The sequence below is a fragment of the Leclercia sp. Marseille-Q4284 genome (genome assembly GCF_916618945.1).
GTDB lineage: Bacteria > Pseudomonadota > Gammaproteobacteria > Enterobacterales > Enterobacteriaceae > Enterobacter > Enterobacter tamurae.
In genome coordinates, this window is the sequence record NZ_CAKAKG010000001.1 from 3,039,045 (window position 1) to 3,054,470 (window position 15,426).

Consider the following 15,426-nt stretch of genomic DNA (forward strand, 5'->3'; position numbering starts at 1 on the left):
ACGTAGGCCGGGTAAGGCGCAGCCGCCACCCGGCGTAACAGCGCAATATGTTAAATTACGTAAAACACTCTATAGTCGTAGTGTTTATTACATAAAGGATGAGCTAATGCGATTTAACGGACTGACCAAAGGGTTTTTCATACTCATACTCCTGCTCGTCACCTGGGCGTTTTTTGATGTGTTGTCACCCTACTTCTCGGCGATCCTGTGGGCCGCGATCCTGGCGGTGATTTTCTACCCGGTCAAAAACACGCTGCGTATCAAAATGGGCGATCGCAACGGGCTGGCGTCGCTGTTGAGCGTGCTGCTTATCTGCCTGATCGTCTTTATCCCGTTGATGGTGATCTTTTCCTCTTTAGCCTTTGAACTCAATATCGTCTACACGCGCCTGCAGCAGAACGATACTCAGTTTTCCGGGGTGTTCGCGAGCCTGTTCTCTCATCTGCCCAGTTGGCTGCGCGCGCTGCTGATTGAGCATGACCTGGATACCGCCTCGCAGATCCAGCAGAAGCTTTCTGATGCGGCGTTAAGAGGCGGGCAATACCTTGCCGGCAGCGCCTTCCTGATTGGTAAAGGCACCTTTGGCTTCGCCATCAGCTTTGGCGTGATGGTCTATCTGCTGTTTTTCCTGCTGAAAGATGGCCCCTGGCTGGTGCGCCAGATCCTCGACAGCCTGCCGCTGTCGAATTTCGCCAAACAGCATTTGTTTGCTAAATTCGCCGGGGTCGCCCGGGCGACGGTAAAAGGCACGGCGGTGGTGGCCATTGTCCAGGGGGTGCTGGGCGGGCTCGCCTTCTGGTTCGTCGGTATTAACGGCAGCATCCTGTGGGGTGCGTTAATAGCGTTCCTGTCGCTGATCCCGGCGGTCGGCTCGGCCATTGTCTGGGTGCCGGCGGCCATTTTCCTCTTCGCCACCCATCAGCTGTGGCAGGGCCTGTTTATCGTCGGGTTCTTTGTGCTGGTGGTCGGCCTGGTGGATAACCTGCTGCGTCCGCTGCTGGTGGGGAAAGACACCAAAATGCCCGACTATCTCATTCTGATCACCACCCTTGGTGGGATGGAGATTTACGGCATCAACGGCTTTGTAATTGGTCCGCTGATCGCCGCGCTGTTTATCGCCTGCTGGAATCTGCTCTCGGGTCGCGATCATGCCGGTAATGCCGAGGAGATTGACGATGCAATTATCGAAGAAGGGAGAAATTCACCTGATCTTTGAAGAAGGAATAAGCCGTGCGTATCGCCACTATCACTAACTGGGCATACGGCGCCACGGTCTGTCTGACCCTCGCTTCCGGCGTGGCCATGTTGATGGCCTCCAGCGCCGAAAACGTTGAGCGGCAGGCCGTTGAACAGCGCTACGTATTCGATCAACTCACCGAAGAGGTGGAGGTTGACGCCTGGGCGCTCTCCGACCTGGCGCGGCTGTACGTCATCAAGCAGGATCCTGCGGTGGCGGACGCGTACCGCCAGAAAGCGCAAGCGATGGTGAAGATCGAGCATCGCCTGCAAAAACTGCAAGACGCGGGGGCCGGTGAGGAAGAGCTGGCTTTGCTGCATGAAGGTTTGCAGGTGGCCGATGCGCTGCAGGATGAGCAACAGCGCGCTATCGCCAGCGTGGGGCGCGGGCAGCAACCCCAGGCCATCGAGCTGATTTATGGTGAGCGTTACGAGCGCGAGCTGGAGCAAGTACAAAATCAGCTCGACCATTTCCGGCAGATGCTGGACAGGCGCACCGACGCGGCGATTGACGATGCCACGGTCAAATCCCGGGCGCTGCGTACGCTCTCGGAGGTGATGGTTGGCCTGACCGCGCTGATGTTTTTGTTTGTGCTCGGGTTTATCCTCAAACGCCGGGTGCTGCGCCCGGTGGTGCGCCTGAGCGATGTAGTCAACCGGCTGGCGTCGCAGGATTATGCGGTCGAAGCGCCGGACTACCGCCAGATCGATGAGATTGGCGATATGGCGCAGGCGATCCGCATCTTCCGCGAAAACGGCCTGGTGCGACAGCGGCTGGAGCAGGAGCGTGATGCCGACTGGGCGATCCGGGAGCTGCTGGCGCGCATGACCCAGCGGCTGCAGGGCTGCGAATCCGTCGAGGATGTTCTGAACGTGGCGCGGCTGTTCGCGCCCGGCATTGCGCCGGGCATCCCCGGACGGCTATGGCTCCTCGAACGGGATCCGTGGCAGATGCACTGTGCCGCCGAATGGCTTGACCCGCAGGACGAGCCTGTGCCCTTCCACCCCGACCAGTGCTGGGCGGTGCGCCGCGGGCAGAGCCATCCGCCAGTGACCGGTGAGCCGGATATTACCTGCTATCACCTGCCAGACACCTGCGCCAGCCATTCCCTCTGCGTGCCCCTGATTGCTCAGGGCGAGACCATCGGTCTGCTCTCGTTCCAGAACGTAACCCCGGCGATGGCTCCCTCACGCGCCTATCTGGAGCTGATGGCCGAGGCGCTTGGCCTGGCGCTGGCCAACCAGCGCCTGCGCGATGCTCTGCTGGAGAAAGCGTTGTTCGATCCGCTGACCAATCTGCGCAATCGTCATCATCTTGAGGATGCCCTGCGCACTCAACTCAGCCAGGCGCAGCATACCGGTCAGCCGGTAAGCTGTCTGATGATCGATATCGACCATTTCAAAGCCATTAATGACAAATTTGGTCACGATGCTGGCGATCTGGTGATTAAAAGCGTGGCGACGGTGGTGCAACGCGCGGTAGGCGACAAGGGGATGGCGTTTCGCTATGGCGGGGAGGAGTTTTTGATCCTGCTCCCGGGGGCAGACGACGCTGCAGCCTTTGCCTGCGCCTCGGAAATCCATACCAACGTGCACAGTCTGGCCCTGCGTTATGAGCTGGCGGAGATTGGTACGGTGGATGTGTCGATCGGCATTGCCAGCTATCCGCAGCACGTCCAGAGCGACAACCTGCTGCGCGCCGCCGATGTGGCGCTGTATCGGGCCAAGGAGCTGGGGCGTTCACGCATTGTCAGTTTTGGGGGGCTGGAGGCAAGTTAGCCCCTTATCCGCATGAAAACATGCGGATAACTTCTTTTCACTTGCAGAGAAACAGCGAACATTTTGCCGCCAACATGCTAAATATTATCCTCCTGCTGCCGATAACTCTCCTTGATGTCCTTAAGCCAAATTCAGCGCCGCATTCCCGCGCGCGACGACAAGGAAGAGTGCAATGCCCAGTAAATCAATCAAGGCAATGATTCAGGAAATTAATAATAACGAGGCCGACGGTGGTGGGCTTTGGTTGCCAAATATTCAGCGACAGTTTGTCTGGAATACGGATCAAATAGCCCGACTGTTTGACTCAGTAATGCGACAGTATCCCCTCTCCTCTATGCTGTTCTGGAAAACCCGCGAAGAAATTAAGCACCGTAAATTTATCGAAAACTTCAACGACGGCAAGGTCGATTTAAAGGATCACTATCACCATGGCAAATCCAGGTCGAAATGGCTGGTGCTGGACGGTCAGCAGCGTTTACAAAGTTTCTACTTGGCGCTGAAAGGCAGTATTGACGGTAAGGTGCTGCATTTCAATTTGCTGAGCGGCACGCCAACAAGCAACGAAGAAATTCGCTACCAGTTTGAGTTCCAGGACCCTGATACGGCCACCTGGCCCTGGATGTCGATGGCCAACATTATCTACAACAAAAAATTACCCGAGCAGATCCTTAGCCAGCTCGTGAAGGATCAGGCTCTGGAACTGAGCGAAGAGGAACGCGAACAAGCGACAATCAATCTCAGCCGTGCAGATAAAGAGTTCAGCAATGATGGTAAACTGCTCTATCACGTGATCGACAGTAGCGAAGACGATAGTGAACTTAATTTTGATGATGTGGTTGAAGTCTTTATTCGTGCTAACTCAGGCGGTACGCGGTTAAGCAAATCTGACCTGATGTTTACGCTGCTCTCAACCGAGTGGGCTGATGCTGATGTGATCTTCGAAGATTTTCTGGAGAAAATTAATGATAACGGCCGCTTCAACTTCTCCCGCGATTTCTTAATCAAACTCAGCACTACACTGCTGGGCTTTGGTGCCAAATATGATGTGGATAAACTGCGTGATGATAATGTCCGCTGCCAGATCAGTGAAAACTGGCCGGAAATTGCCAAAGCGCTGCTGTTTGTAAAAGATGAAATTGTCACTAAAACCTATATTCGCTCCGGCAAAGCGCTCACCTCCTATAATGCGCTGATCCCACTGGTGTATCTGCAATATCATTTCCCGGGGAAATTAGCGAAATCGCACGCGTTAAAACAGTATCTTGTCCCTGCCCTACTGAACGGCGTCTTCTCGGGACAACCGGATGGCGTTATCGATAAACTGGTAAAAGTAATTGAAGAGCAGCAGAGTTTCGATCTGAAAAAGATTCGCGCTGCGATCGTTTCCGCAAACCGCAGCCTTCATTTAACCGAAGACCGCCTGTTCGGATGGTGCGGCTACGGTACCGGGCACATTCACCTGCTGTTTAACCTTTGGTATGGCGGAGAGTACAAATCTTCAGGCTTCCAGCATGAACCGCAAATTGACCACATTTTTGCCCGAAGTCTGTTAAAGGAAGAGAAGGTTTTAAACGAAGAAACCGGGCGCATGGTGCGCGTCTACGAAAACTGGGAAATCGACCAGTTAGCGAACTGCATGTTATTACCTGCGCATCAGAACGGCACTGGCGACAAAGGTGCCCGGTCTCTGGATAAATGGCTGAAAGACCAGTCCCCGGAGTTTCTGGATCTACACTGTATTCCCCAGACACCCAAAACTTTATGGAAACTGGAAAACTACCCGCGCTTTATTGAGAAGCGCAAACAGTTGATTCAGGCACGTATCGCCGAAATGGGATTACTTGAGAACGAAGAATAAGTGGTCTGAATTGCGGTGGCGTAAAGCCACCGCTGTTGCTTGTATCTGAATAAAAGCAGGGTTAACAGATATTTTTCCTATGACCTGCCACTATAACGATGTCCTATACTGGCATCAGAACCTGATCCTTTTAAAATGATAACCATCGAAAAATCCAGCCCGACCTCCACCGACTCGGAGGCACTTATCGAGCAACTCTCCGCTGAGCTGGCCGCGATTACCGGTGACAGCGGTAAAAGTCACTTTAATCCCCAGGATGTCTCAGGTGCGCGGGCCGTGTGGGCCATCGCGAAAGATGAAAACAATCATCCCGTTGGCTGCGGCGCGTTGCGGCCCCTCTCGGACACCACTGCCGAACTCAAGCGAATGTTCTCTTCCCGCGCTTATCCGGGCACGGGGGCAGCGCTGCTCGCCTGGCTTGAAGAGGCGGCGCGAACGATGGGCTATCGTGAGCTGTGGCTGGAGACGCGAAAGATTAACACTCGTGCCGTGCAGTTTTACCTGAAGCATGGCTATGCACAGATAAACAACTATGGCCCCTATGTCGGGCGTGAAGAGGCGATCTGTCTGGCAAAACGGTTACCGGACCAGGCCTGATTACTCTCCCGCCAGAATCACGTATCATTGCCCTCCCCTGTTTTCGCTCATGCCATTACTGTCCTATGAATCTCAATTCCCTCTGTTATTTTCTTCTGGTCCTTACCGCGGTGGGCAGCACCCTGCTGCCACACCCTTTGCCGACGTGGTTTGTGCTTTCCAGCGTGCTGACGCTGGTTATCTACGGTGCAGACAAACTGGCGGCCCGCAAAGCCTGGCGCCGGGTACCTGAGTCGACATTGCTGCTATTTGGCGTGGTGGGCGGATGGCCAGGGGCGATCCTCGGCCAGCAGCTGTTTCGCCATAAAACCCGGAAACAGCCGTTCAGGACGTACTTTATGATCACTGTAGTAGTGAACGTCGTGGTGCTGCTGGCAGCCTGGCGGTTCTGGCCTTGATTGACAGCCGCTTGTGAAACATGGTTGTATAGTACAACTAAATAGCACAAGTTAAGGTTAATGATGGCTGATTCGTCGATTGTTGAAGAAATTCGTATCTCGTCGCGCCTGATGGTGCGGGAACTCGGATTCATGAATCACACCCTGGCGGCAACGGACTACTCCCCTTCTGTCGTGCATACCCTGTTGGAAATGGAGAGCCGGGGCTCAATGACGGCAGCCCAGATCGTACAGGTTCTGGGACTGGAGAAATCCAGCGTCAGCCGGATGCTCGCAAAACTGATTAAGGCCGGTGAGCTGGAAGAAACCCCCTCCACGGAAGATGCACGGTTCAAGCAACTGAGCCTTAGCGCACAGGGCAAAGAAACGGTGCGCAAGATTAATGCTTACGGCAATGAACGCGTCATTTCTGCTCTGCAAAAAATGGACGCCAGCCAGCAGCGCATCGTTTCCGAGGGTCTTGGCTTCTATGCCAGCGCCCTGAAAGCCTGCCGCGATGATGCCGACCTGAACACCAGGAGCGACATCGAGATTGTCTCTGGCTATCACCCGGGCATGATTGGCCGCATAACGGAAATGCATGGCAGCTTTTATGCTCGCGAACACAATTTCGGCAGTTTCTTTGAGAGTAAAGTCGCCGCGGGCCTGGCGGAATTTTCAGGGCGTCTGGATAACCCGGACAATCAGATCTGGCTGGCAATGCTCAACGGGCGCATCGTCGGCTCTGTCGCCATTGATGGCGAAGACCTGGGAAACAACGAGGCGCATTTGCGCTGGTTTATCCTGGATGACGGCTGTCGCGGCAGCGGCGTAGGCAGAAAGCTGATTGCCGAAGCGATGAAATTTTGCGATGAGAAGGCGTTTTCTGCTGTTCAGCTGTGGACCTTCAATAAGCTGGCGGCGGCGCGGCGTTTGTATGAGTCATTCGGTTTTGAACTCGCGAAAGAGTGGCAGGGCGAACAGTGGGGTAGCTCCATCACCGAGCAGCAGTTTACGCGCAGATAGCGTTCGTGGTTCGTAGGCCGGGTAAGCGCAGCGCCACCCGGCGTATTATCTTCGAATGTCTACGTGATAAATAATGATTTTGGCCCGACCTGCCTGCGTCGTTCAGGTAAGCGTATCCAGTAAAGATCACATTCCTCAGATAATTGATAGAAAGATAAATATAATCCCGGTAGTCTTCTCAAAAACACACCAGCTATTTGATTATTACCCGGGATAAGTAATGAATGATTTAATCTTTATTGTCGATGAAGAGACTTACGACGATTTTTCAAACAAAGAGATTCTCACAACCTTAATCACCAATGGCGAAGAAATAGAAATTGAAAATGCGGCCAAAAAAGGCAAGACATTTATATCGCCTAAAAACAAATCGGAAGCAGAAACCGAACCAAAAGAGAAAGGCTTACTCAATTACCAGACCGCAGGAATGGCGATGGCCGTTGCGTCAAAGTTGCTTCCTTTGCCTGTTGCGGTTCTCGTCAATGCGGCACCAGCTGCGTTTTCACTGTATCAACTCCTTAGTAAGAAAGATGATAAGGATGTTTCGGTTGGAACGCTTAAAAACTCTGCACTTGCATTTGATAAATATATGAAGCGCATCAGCATGACGCCGGAAATAGCCTCAAATAAGAAATACACGTTTCAGCCAGGACATCCGCAAATAAATCTGGCGTATATCAAACATCCCCTTGCTAAGCCTGCATCAGTAAAAGAAAACTATTACATTCTTAGCGACACGCTGGATGACATTCTGCTTCAGGAACGTGAAACGGAGATGATTAAAGTATTCGTCAGCCTCGGCGCAACGAAAATAGAAATTCGTAAACAAACTGAAGCCAGAGCATCCAGTCACCTCCACGCCAAAACAGAAGCCGGACTTTCGGGGCGTACAGGGGAAGTAGAATTAAAAATGGAGTCCGCCTCCAGGGACACCGACACCGATAAACGCGTGATTACGCTGGGCGGTCGTGAATGGAAAAAAGGAATGACGCTGGAAACAGAGCAATTCAACTGGTTGAAATTTGAACCCTCCTGGGAGGCGATAGTGTATGCCAGAGAGATGGGCGGTTGTCTTAGCGCAGAGCTGGAGCTGAAGAAGAAAAGCATCTTCTCTTCCAATAAAGCGGGACGCCTGGGGCTGGGAGTACAAATGTTTAAGAGCTCGGTGGAAACCAGTATGGATCTGAGTCAGGAGCAGGATGAGACCTACAGCGTATATGTGGAGTTTAATCAGCCGGTGTAATACTCGCTGCCGATAGTTCCGTTTAAGCCGGTTACCCCTCACGCCAAAACAGGGGTGCCGCCTCCCCTTTCCCCTGCTCACTTATCTAATCGCCTCATAACAGCATTCTCGATTTAAGAGTAATCCCACCCCCATCGCCGTCTATGCTTAACGTTTAAAAAACAGACGACACAGTCGCACCCTCTTTCCTTTTTCATCCCCTTTAAACACCGGAGGCCTGGCATGAGCAACCAAGGCGAATATCCTGAAGACGGACAGCAACACGATTTCAGCCTGTCCCGACGGGATCTGATCAAAGTCAGTGCCGCAGCGGCGGCAACCGCGGCGGTTTACCCTTGTGGCGCACTGGCCGAGGGCGAACCCGCCGTTACGCCACCACCTGAGATCCTGCCCCTGACGCTGCGCGTTAACGGCAAAAGTCAGCAACTTGAGGTGGATACACGCACTACCCTACTGGATGCGCTGCGCGAGAATTTGCAGCTTACCGGCACCAAAAAAGGCTGTGATCATGGCCAGTGCGGGGCCTGTACCGTGCTGGTGGATGGCCGCCGGATTAACGCCTGCCTGACGCTGGCTGTCATGCATCAGGATGCTGAGATCACCACCATCGAAGGACTGGGTACGCCTGACAATCTGCATCCCATGCAGGCGGCATTTATCAAACATGATGGGTTCCAGTGCGGCTACTGCACATCAGGGCAAATCTGCTCTTCTGTCGCGGTCCTGAAAGAGATCGAGGCGGGCATTCCCAGCCACGTCACGCTCGATCTTGTCTCCCCTCCACCAATGAATGCGGATGAAATTCGCGAACGCATGAGCGGCAACATCTGTCGCTGCGGCGCGTACGCCAACATTCTGGACGCCATCGAAGACGCTGCGGGGGAGCTTAAATCATGAAAGCCTTCACCTATGAACGGGTAAAAACCCCGGCCGAAGCTGCTGCCAGCGCCAGGGATAAAAGCGGCGCAAAATTTATCGCCGGTGGCACTAACCTGCTCGATCTGATGAAGCTGGAGATCGAGACCCCCACCCATCTGATCGACGTCAACGGGCTCGGTCTGGACGAGATTGTCGCCACTGACGAGGGTGGTCTGCGCATTGGCGCGCTGGTGCGAAACACCGATCTGGCCGCCGACGAGCGCGTGCGCCGTGACTATGGTGTGCTTTCCCGGGCGCTACTTGCGGGCGCTTCCGGGCAGCTCCGCAACCAGGCCACCACGGCCGGTAATCTTCTTCAGCGTACGCGCTGCCCCTATTTTTACGACACCAACCAGCCGTGCAATAAACGCCTTCCCGGCAGCGGCTGCGCGGCGCTTGAGGGCTTTAGCCGTCAGCACGCGGTCGTGGGCGGCAGCGAAGCCTGTATCGCCACGCATCCGGGTGACATGCCTGTCGCGATGCGCCTGCTGGATGCGGTAGTGGAAACCATTTCCGCTGACGGCAAAGCGCGCAACATCCCGCTGGCCGACTTTTATCGCGCCCCGGGGAAAACGCCCCATATCGAAACCGTTCTGACGCCAGGGGAGCTGATCACCGCCGTCACCCTGCCGCCACCTGTCGGTGGGCAGCACATCTACCGTAAAGTGCGCGATCGCGCCTCCTACGCCTTTGCGCTGGTATCGGTCGCCGCGATTGTCCAGCCCGACGGTAGCGGACGCGTCGCCCTGGGCGGCGTGGCCCATAAACCCTGGCGGGTTGAGCAGGCCGATGCGCAACTCCCTCAGGGCGCTCAGGCCGTCTATGACGCGTTGTTTGCCGACGCTCACCCGACGCCTGAAAACGCGTTCAAATTAACCCTGGCGAAGCGAACGCTTGCCTCCGTGCTGACAGAAGCGAGGGCTGTGGTATGAAATTCGATAAACCCGCAGGTGAAAACCCGATCGATCGCTTAAAAGTGGTCGGTCAGCCCCGGGACCGTATTGACGGCGCATTAAAAACCACCGGCACGGCACACTACGCCTATGAATGGCATGATAAGGCGCCCAATGCGGCCTATGGCTATGTCGTTGGATCGGCGATCGCCAAAGGCGAGATCGCTACCCTCGACACCCAGGCCGCGAAAAACGCGCCGGGCGTGCTAACGGTAATCACCGCCAGTAACGCGGGCGAGCTCGGCAAAGGCGAAAGAAATGCGGCCACGCTGTTGGGTGGCCCGAAGATAGAGCACTACCATCAGGCCGTTGCGCTGGTGGTGGCTGAGACCTTTGAGCAGGCACGGGCGGCAGCGTCGCTGGTGCAGGTAAGCTACCGGCGTGAAAAAGGATCGTACTCGCTGGCGGATGAAAAACCCAATGTCAAACAGCCTCCCGAGGATACGCCCGATAAAAATACCGGGGATTTTGAATCCGCCTTTTCCACCGCCGCGGTGAAGCTGGATGCCACCTACACCACCCCCGACCAGAGCCATATGGCGATGGAGCCGCACGCCTCGATGGCCGCCTGGGAGGGCGATAAGGTGACAGTCTGGACCTCCAACCAGATGGTGGCCTGGTGCCGTACCGATCTGGCGGAGACCCTGAAGATCCCAGAGGAGAATGTGCGCGTCATCTCCCCGTATATCGGCGGCGGCTTTGGCGGGAAGTTGTTCCTGCGTAGCGATGCGCTGCTGGCCGCGCTGGCCGCCCGCGCCATAAAACGCCCGGTTAAGGTGATGCTGTCGCGACCGACGATCCCCAATAATACCACCCACCGTCCGGCTACCATTCAACATATCCGTATCGGGACGGACAGCGCCGGGAAAATTACCGCCATCGCCCACGACAGCTGGTCCGGGAATCTTCCCGGCGGTACGCCGGAAACGGCGGTTCAGCAGACTGAACTGCTCTACGCTGGCGCGAATCGCCATACCGGTCTGCGGCTGGCCAAACTGGATCTGCCGGAGGGTAACGCCATGCGCGCCCCTGGCGAAGCACCAGGTATGATGGCGCTGGAGATCGCCATCGACGAGCTGGCAGAAAAAGCGGGCATCGATCCGGTTGAGTTTCGCATCCTCAATGACACTCAGGTTGATCCGGCCGATCCGAGTCGGCCTTTTTCCCGTCGTCAGCTGATTGAGTGCCTGCGCACCGGCGCTGAGGAGTTCGGCTGGAAACAGCGCAACGCGACGCCCGGCCAGGTTCGCGACGGTCGCTGGCTGGTGGGTATCGGCATGGCCGCCGGTTTTCGTAATAACCTGTTAGATAAATCCGCCGCCCGGGTGCATCTCGACGCGGCCGGGAATGTGACGGTCGAAACCGACATGACCGACATCGGCACCGGGAGCTATACCATCATCGCCCAGACGGCAGCGGAGATGCTGGGCGTCCCGCTGGAAAAAGTGACGGTTCACCTCGGTGATTCGAGCTTCCCGGTCTCCGCCGGATCGGGCGGGCAATGGGGAGCCAATACCTCCACCTCGGGGGTGTACGCCGCCTGCGTGAAGTTACGCGAAAGCATTGCCACAAAGCTGGGGTTTGATCCCAACCAGGCGCAGTTTAGCGACGGCAAGATAACGACTGATACCCGCAGCGCAAACATTGCTGAGGCCGCCGCCCACGGCACGCTGATCGCCGAGGACGGCATCGAGTTCGGCGATCTGGATAAGCAGTATCAGCAGTCAACCTTTGCCGGACATTTCATTGAAGTGGGCGTGGACAGCGCCACCGGGGAAGTGCGGGTGCGCCGGATGCTCGCGGTGTGCGCGGCCGGACGCATTCTTAACCCGAAAACCGCCCGCAGCCAGGTTATCGGTGCGATGACCATGGGGCTGGGTGCGGCGCTGATGGAAGAGCTGGCGGTGGATACCCGGCTGGGCTATTTCGTCAACCACGATATGGCCGGGTATGAAGTCCCGGTCCATGCCGATGTTCCCGAGCAGAAGGTGATTTTCCTCGATGATACGGACCCTATCTCCTCGCCGATGAAGGCTAAAGGCGTAGGTGAGCTGGGCCTGTGCGGCGTGGGCGCGGCTATTGCCAATGCGGTATATAACGCGACGGGGGTGAGAGTCCGGGATTATCCCATCACCCTCGATAAGCTGCTCAGCAACCTGCCGGACGCGGTTTAAGGAGGAACCATGCCCCAACTTTTTAATCTGGCGGACGATCTGCGCCGGACGCCGGAACGGGCGTTTCTCACCGACGACAGCCGGGAGATAATGCGCTTCGCGGTGGAGACCCTGATGTCCGGCCAGGAGGCGGCGCTGGTGATGCTGACCGAGATACGCGGCGGCGCGGCGCGATCCCTGGGGGCGCAGATGGTGGTGCGTGAGGATGGCCAGTACTGTGGCTTTGTCTCGGGGGGCTGCGTCGAAGCGGCAGCGGCGTTTGAAGCGCTGGAGGTCATCGCGACAGGAGAGGATCGCGAGGTGCGTTACGGTCAGGGCTCGCCCTGGTTCGACATTGTCCTCCCGTGCGGCGGGGGGATTACGCTTGCCATTCATAAGCTGCGTTCGGCGCAGCCGCTGCTGGCGGTGCTGAACCGCCTTGAGCAGCGCCAGCCCGCCGGGTTGCGCTACGCCCCGCAGACCCAAACCCTCACCTGCCTCCCGGCTTCAACCCGAACCGGCTGGCATAACAACGGCATTGAGATGTGCTTCAACCCTTGCGTGCAGGTGCTGATCCACGGGGGGTCCATCGAAGCGCAGGCCACGGCTGAACTTGCGGCCGCCGCCGGGTATGACATTTGCCACTTCGACCCCTGCTCCGGTATCCCTGCTTCGCAAATTGATACTGACACGGCGGTGATCCTGCTGTGGCACGATCTTCACCGGGAACTGCCCGTTCTGCAGGCCGCCCGCAACGCGAACCCCTTTTACATCGGCGCGCTGGGCAGCCAGCGAACCCATATGCAGCGGCGGCAAAAGCTCAGTGAGCTGGGCTGGCGGGAAGAAGAGATAGACCGCATCAAGGCGCCGATCGGCATCTTCCCGAAAGCCCGGGATGCGCGCACCCTGGCGCTGTCCGTTCTGGCAGACGTGGCCGCCGCGCGCCTGCGCCGGGACGAAGGCTAATGTCCTCGCCGGTTGTGCTTATTCTCGCCGCCGGACGTGGCGAACGCTTTCTCGCCTCGGGGGGCAATACCCACAAGCTGGAGGCGCTGTTGGGCGAGCAAACCGTGCTGGCACATGTCATTCAGGCGGTAGAAGCCGCGCACCTGCCCTGGCATCTCGTCAGGCCTGAGGGCGGCACCTGTGGCATGGGGGAGTCGATCTCACTTGGGGTGCAGGCGACTGCTGAGGGGTCGGGGTGGTTGATTTTGCCTGCGGATCTGCCGCTGATCCAGCCAGCCTCTTTACTGAGTGTCGCTGGAGGGCTTGGGGAGAAAGGGATTGTGGTTCCACACCACCAGCAGCAGGCGGGGCACCCGGTGGGCTTCCGGCGGGAATATCGCGAGGCGTTGCTGGGGTTGAGTGGAGACAGGGGCGCAAGGGAGATAGTCATGGGTGCGCGAAGTCAGGAAGATGTTCTGGATCTTTCGCTGGCGGATTATGGGGTTACGTTTGATATCGATACGCTGGCAGATTTACGGACAGCGCAGGAAATACGGTAGGTAACCTCCGACGTTCCTGACTGAGACGGTTTTAACTACCCTTATCCAGGGTAGTAGAATTCAATTTCAATCTAATTGGCCAGCCCGTTAATTTGACTGGCGGACATGCCGGTCAAGAAAATCACGCACGTCGATACCTATCTCTTGAGCATGCGTTTCAAGGGCGAAGTGGCCGGTGTCATAAAAGTGTATTTCAGCTTCAGGCAGATCACGTTTCCAGGCTTCAGCTCCCGCCGCCATGAAAAACGGATCGTTTTTTCCCCATACGGCTAATAACGGTGGCTGATACTGACGGAAATAGTGCTGAAACAGCGGGTACATCTTCACGTTAGAGGCATAATCCAGTAACAGATCCAGCTGAATATCCGCATTACCTGGCCGTAATACCTGCGTCCCTTCAAGCGTATAACCATCAGGTGAAACCAGACTCTGATCGGCAACCCCTTCCAGATACTGCCATTTGATTGAAGCTGGCGTCGGGAATTCACTCAGCGAACGTCGGTTTTCAGAAGTGGGTTCGCGCCAGTATTTCTGTATAGGTGCCCAGGCCTCTCCCAGGCCCTCTTCGTAGGCATTGCCATTCTGGGAAATAAGGGCTGTCACGCGCTGCGGATGGGCTAATGCCAGACGCCATCCGACAGGGGCACCGTAGTCATGGACCATCAGAGCATAGCTATCGAGATTGAGCGCTTCGGTAAACTGGCCAATGGTCTTGGCAAGCTGGTCAAAGGTATACGCATATTCACCTCGTGCTGGCGCCTCGGTAAAACCAAAGGCCGGCAAATCTGGCGCGATGAGATGATAACGATCGGCCAACTGGGCAATAAGGTCACGGAACATAAAGGATGAGCCCGCGAAGCCGTGAAGCATCAGCAATACAGGTGCAGCCGGATCGCCTGCTTCCCGGTAGAAAACGTTAACATCGCCTGACTGTTGATAGCGGTAATGGATCTGCGTAGCTGGCGAGGCAGATGCGTTATCTGTGATGGAGGTGGTCATGACAAACTCCTTGTAACCGTTGAAGTGATAATTTGAAGGTTACACGCAAATTTGGTAACCTGTCAAAATGATTTTGTGAGTTACGGATAATTATGGAATTCAAACAACCTCCCTCTCAGCCTCTCTTCCTGGCCGATAACCTCGCACTGGATTTTATTAACAGTGAATATGGGACAGGTGATGAGCGGCATGATTGTTTTGAAGACAATCTCAGCGTCATCGACTGGCTGGAAACGGCGGGCCTTGTGCCGAAAGGCACTGAAGCACCCGATGACTTACTGGTTGAAGCCCGTCAGCTGCGCGATGCCGCCAGAGCAGTGGTCCACGCCGCGATGAAATCCGTTGCGGCTAACCTGACGGTGATTAACAGGGTGCTGCAAGCGGGACGTCCTGAGATCGGGCTGCAATGGGATGAAAATACACAGCGATACCGTGTTGATGTCTGTTCCGACGCGCATAGCTCTGCAGGCCTGCTCTGGCCCGTTGCTGATGCCCTGGTGAAACTGGTCACGGATGACAAGTTTGAATACGTGAGACAGTGTGAAGCACATAACTGTATTTTGCTTTTCCAGGATTTGAGCAAATCGCATCGCCGCCGCTGGTGCAGTATGGCGACGTGCGGTAATCGCATGAAAGTGGCGGCCTACCGCAACAGAAAAGGTTCATAGCGATTCTGGTCGCCTGTGTTTGTCAGATGACGCGTTCAGGCTGACCGCCCCCATCTCATTAACCCATCAGGTCAAAAAGAGTGTTGACGCGCACTTGACCGAGGAGAACGATCG

14 protein-coding genes are annotated in these 15,426 nt (G+C 56.0%); 13 read left to right on the forward strand and 1 reads right to left on the reverse strand.

Going from position 1 to position 15,426, the window contains the following annotated elements; translation table 11 throughout:
* Window positions 1-106 precede the first annotated feature (106 nt).
* The 12 genes from LG383_RS14355 (at window position 107) to LG383_RS14410 (ending at window position 13,645) form a co-directional block, all read left to right on the forward strand.
* Window positions 107-1,216, forward strand: a complete 1,110-nt coding sequence (locus LG383_RS14355) for an AI-2E family transporter (RefSeq protein ID WP_225759430.1) — start codon at window positions 107-109, stop codon at window positions 1,214-1,216.
* 14 nt (window positions 1,217-1,230) lie between these two features.
* Window positions 1,231-3,015: a diguanylate cyclase gene (locus LG383_RS14360; RefSeq protein WP_225759431.1), complete on the forward strand. Its 1,785-nt coding sequence runs from the start codon at window positions 1,231-1,233 to the stop codon at window positions 3,013-3,015.
* A gap of 172 nt (window positions 3,016-3,187) precedes the next feature.
* The gene (locus LG383_RS14365; protein WP_225759432.1) at window positions 3,188-4,873 is read left to right on the forward strand and encodes a DUF262 domain-containing protein; all 1,686 of its coding nucleotides are present in this window, start codon (window positions 3,188-3,190) and stop codon (window positions 4,871-4,873) included.
* A gap of 135 nt (window positions 4,874-5,008) precedes the next feature.
* Window positions 5,009-5,470, forward strand: coding sequence for a GNAT family N-acetyltransferase (locus LG383_RS14370; RefSeq protein ID WP_225759433.1), 462 nt, complete (start codon window positions 5,009-5,011; stop codon window positions 5,468-5,470).
* 65 nt (window positions 5,471-5,535) lie between these two features.
* A complete protein-coding gene (locus LG383_RS14375; protein WP_106992071.1) occupies window positions 5,536-5,868 on the forward strand; it encodes a DUF1294 domain-containing protein in 333 nt (110 codons plus the stop codon).
* A 60-nt stretch (window positions 5,869-5,928) separates the two neighbouring features.
* Entirely contained in the window at window positions 5,929-6,873 is a 945-nt protein-coding gene (locus tag LG383_RS14380; RefSeq protein ID WP_225759434.1) for a bifunctional helix-turn-helix transcriptional regulator/GNAT family N-acetyltransferase, read from the forward strand.
* Between the two features lie 220 nt (window positions 6,874-7,093).
* Window positions 7,094-8,116, forward strand: coding sequence for a hypothetical protein (locus tag LG383_RS14385; RefSeq protein WP_225759435.1), 1,023 nt, complete (start codon window positions 7,094-7,096; stop codon window positions 8,114-8,116).
* Between the two features lie 222 nt (window positions 8,117-8,338).
* Window positions 8,339-9,013, forward strand: a complete 675-nt coding sequence (paoA, locus tag LG383_RS14390) for an aldehyde dehydrogenase iron-sulfur subunit PaoA (RefSeq protein ID WP_225759436.1) — start codon at window positions 8,339-8,341, stop codon at window positions 9,011-9,013.
* Window positions 9,010-9,966, forward strand: a complete 957-nt coding sequence (locus LG383_RS14395; protein ID WP_225759437.1) for a xanthine dehydrogenase family protein subunit M — start codon at window positions 9,010-9,012, stop codon at window positions 9,964-9,966. The genes paoA and LG383_RS14395 overlap by 4 nt, the downstream gene beginning before the upstream one ends.
* Window positions 9,963-12,161 carry an aldehyde oxidoreductase molybdenum-binding subunit PaoC gene (gene paoC / locus LG383_RS14400; protein WP_225759438.1) on the forward strand — a complete coding sequence of 733 codons (2,199 nt, stop codon included), beginning with the start codon at window positions 9,963-9,965 and terminating at the stop codon, window positions 12,159-12,161. The genes LG383_RS14395 and paoC overlap by 4 nt, the downstream gene beginning before the upstream one ends.
* A gap of 9 nt (window positions 12,162-12,170) precedes the next feature.
* Window positions 12,171-13,106 carry an XdhC family protein gene (locus LG383_RS14405; protein WP_225759439.1) on the forward strand — a complete coding sequence of 312 codons (936 nt, stop codon included), beginning with the start codon at window positions 12,171-12,173 and terminating at the stop codon, window positions 13,104-13,106.
* Window positions 13,106-13,645, forward strand: coding sequence for an NTP transferase domain-containing protein (locus tag LG383_RS14410; protein WP_225759440.1), 540 nt, complete (start codon window positions 13,106-13,108; stop codon window positions 13,643-13,645). The genes LG383_RS14405 and LG383_RS14410 overlap by 1 nt, the downstream gene beginning before the upstream one ends.
* 87 nt (window positions 13,646-13,732) lie before the next feature.
* Here LG383_RS14410 and LG383_RS14415 read toward each other — a convergent pair whose 3' ends face one another.
* Window positions 13,733-14,644 carry an alpha/beta fold hydrolase gene (locus LG383_RS14415; protein ID WP_225759441.1) on the reverse strand — a complete coding sequence of 304 codons (912 nt, stop codon included), beginning with the start codon at window positions 14,642-14,644 and terminating at the stop codon, window positions 13,733-13,735.
* 92 nt (window positions 14,645-14,736) lie between these two features.
* On the opposite strand from LG383_RS14415, the gene LG383_RS14420 reads away from it, so the two are divergent.
* Window positions 14,737-15,312 (forward strand): ABATE domain-containing protein, encoded by a 576-nt coding sequence (locus LG383_RS14420; protein ID WP_106992063.1) that lies wholly within the window; start codon window positions 14,737-14,739, stop codon window positions 15,310-15,312.
* The last annotated feature ends 114 nt before the right edge of the window (window positions 15,313-15,426 follow it).

Bases quoted from the DNA above. Each gene is read 5' to 3' on its own strand.
- LG383_RS14365 (WP_225759432.1), top strand. From the start codon at position 3,188: ATGCCCAGTAAATCAATCAAGGCAATGATTCAGGAAATTAATAATAAC.
- LG383_RS14405 (WP_225759439.1), top strand. From the start codon at position 12,171: ATGCCCCAACTTTTTAATCTGGCGGACGATCTGCGCCGGACGCCGGAA.
- paoC (WP_225759438.1), top strand. From the start codon at position 9,963: ATGAAATTCGATAAACCCGCAGGTGAAAACCCGATCGATCGCTTAAAA.
- LG383_RS14375 (WP_106992071.1), top strand. From the start codon at position 5,536: ATGAATCTCAATTCCCTCTGTTATTTTCTTCTGGTCCTTACCGCGGTG.
- LG383_RS14395 (WP_225759437.1), top strand. From the start codon at position 9,010: ATGAAAGCCTTCACCTATGAACGGGTAAAAACCCCGGCCGAAGCTGCT.
- LG383_RS14355 (WP_225759430.1), top strand. From the start codon at position 107: ATGCGATTTAACGGACTGACCAAAGGGTTTTTCATACTCATACTCCTG.
- LG383_RS14410 (WP_225759440.1), top strand. From the start codon at position 13,106: ATGTCCTCGCCGGTTGTGCTTATTCTCGCCGCCGGACGTGGCGAACGC.
- paoA (WP_225759436.1), top strand. From the start codon at position 8,339: ATGAGCAACCAAGGCGAATATCCTGAAGACGGACAGCAACACGATTTC.
- LG383_RS14370 (WP_225759433.1), top strand. From the start codon at position 5,009: ATGATAACCATCGAAAAATCCAGCCCGACCTCCACCGACTCGGAGGCA.
- LG383_RS14385 (WP_225759435.1), top strand. From the start codon at position 7,094: ATGAATGATTTAATCTTTATTGTCGATGAAGAGACTTACGACGATTTT.
- LG383_RS14415 (WP_225759441.1), bottom strand. From the start codon at position 14,644: ATGACCACCTCCATCACAGATAACGCATCTGCCTCGCCAGCTACGCAG.
- LG383_RS14380 (WP_225759434.1), top strand. From the start codon at position 5,929: ATGATGGCTGATTCGTCGATTGTTGAAGAAATTCGTATCTCGTCGCGC.
- LG383_RS14420 (WP_106992063.1), top strand. From the start codon at position 14,737: ATGGAATTCAAACAACCTCCCTCTCAGCCTCTCTTCCTGGCCGATAAC.